Genomic DNA, 1234 nt, shown 5'->3' with positions numbered 1-1234 from the left:
TAAAGTTACATCCGCAGCTTCGGCACATAGTTTTAGCCCCGTTACATCTTCCGCGCAGGCCGACTCGACTAGTGAGCTATTACGCTTTCTTTAAAGGGTGGCTGCTTCTAAGCCAACCTCCTAGCTGTCTATGCCTTCCCACATCGTTTCCCACTTAACTATGATTTTGGGGCCTTAGCTGGCGGTCTGGATTGTTTTCCTCTTGACTACGGACGTTAGCACCCGCAGTCTGTCTCCCGGATAGTACTCATAGGTATTCGGAGTTTGCATCGGTTTGGTAAGTCGGGATGACCCCCTAGCCGAAACAGTGCTCTACCCCCTATGGTATTCGTCCGAGGCGCTACCTAAATAGCTTTCGGGGAGAACCAGCTATCACCAGGCTTGATTAGCCTTTCACCCCTATCCACAAGTCATCCCCTGGCTTTTCAACGACAGTGGGTTCGGTCCTCCAGTTAGTGTTACCCAACCTTCAACCTGCTCATGGATAGATCGCCTGGTTTCGGGTCTATACCCAGCAACTAAACGCCCTATTAAGACTCGATTTCTCTACGGCTCCCCTATGCGGTTAACCTTGCTACTGAATATAAGTCGCTGACCCATTATACAAAAGGTACGCAGTCACCGAACAAGTCGGCTCCCACTGCTTGTATGCATGCGGTTTCAGGATCTATTTCACTCCCCTCACAGGGGTTCTTTTCGCCTTTCCCTCACGGTACTGGTTCACTATCGGTCAGTCAGGAGTATTTAGCCTTGGAGGATGGTCCCCCCATATTCAGACAAGGTTTCACGTGCCTCGCCCTACTCGTCATCATGATGTGTGCCCTTTCGTGTACGGGACTATCACCCTCTACGGTCGCACTTCCCAGAGCGTTCCGCTAAAACACACATCACTTAATGGGCTGATCCCCGTTCGCTCGCCGCTACTAAGGGAATCTCAATTGATTTCTTTTCCTAAGGGTACTGAGATGTTTCACTTCCCCTCGTTCGCTTCAATAACCTATGTATTCAGTTATTGATACCTACCTTATAGTAGGTGGGTTCCCCCATTCAGACATCTCCGGATCAATGGATATTTGCCGCCTCCCCGGAGCTTTTCGCAGGCTATCACGTCTTTCTTCGCCTCTGACTGCCAAGGCATCCACCACATGCACTTAATTACTTGACTATACAACCCCAAACAGTCGTTAATACCTACAAGTAGTATTACCAACATTACAGTTTGAAGTACTGTGCA

Annotated in this window: 1 rRNA gene (cut by a window edge); it reads right to left on the bottom strand. The window is 49.3% G+C overall.

What is annotated here, in order from left to right:
• Window positions 1–1165 (bottom strand): 23S ribosomal RNA (locus tag JR005_RS08540); it reaches 1729 nt to the left of the window's first position.
• Window positions 1166–1234: the final 69 nt, after the last annotated feature.

The sequence above is a fragment of the Acinetobacter sp. Colony158 genome, from assembly GCF_019264745.1.
Classification (GTDB): Bacteria; Pseudomonadota; Gammaproteobacteria; order Pseudomonadales; family Moraxellaceae; genus Acinetobacter; species Acinetobacter ursingii.
Note: the sequence above shows the minus strand (reverse complement) of the source record. Positions and strands in the feature narration are given on the sequence as shown.